Annotated in this window: 1 protein-coding gene; it reads right to left on the reverse strand. The window is 56.5% G+C overall.

Annotated elements, in window-relative coordinates:
• A partial coding sequence (locus IEQ44_RS17190) for a GAP1-N2 domain-containing protein (RefSeq protein ID WP_227487629.1) occupies positions 1–261 on the reverse strand: 261 nt, incomplete at its 3' end.
• Positions 262–276 lie beyond the last annotated feature (15 nt).

The raw sequence follows: 276 nt of genomic DNA on the forward strand, positions 1-276 counted from the left end.
ACGTGACGGGAGTCGTGGGATCTCTCGCGGAGTCTTTTTTTGCTGGAGTGTTCCATCCCACTCGGTCAGAAAGATCGATCCTTCATTAGCGACCGCTGCGGGGCCTGCGACGGCGAACTCGGAAGGATGGAGGACGAGGTGATGTCCCAGTTTGTTGCTACGCTGGGAATAGTCCAGCCCATAGTCAGCGACACGGGAGAGAACGGGGAACGTTTTGCCGATGGCTTTGATCTTCCAGTACGCGACCGAAACCGGATTCATCGCTGCTTGTGAGGT

This window comes from Nocardioides malaquae, assembly GCF_015070385.1.
In the GTDB taxonomy this organism is placed as follows: Bacteria; Actinomycetota; Actinomycetes; order Propionibacteriales; family Nocardioidaceae; genus Nocardioides; species Nocardioides malaquae.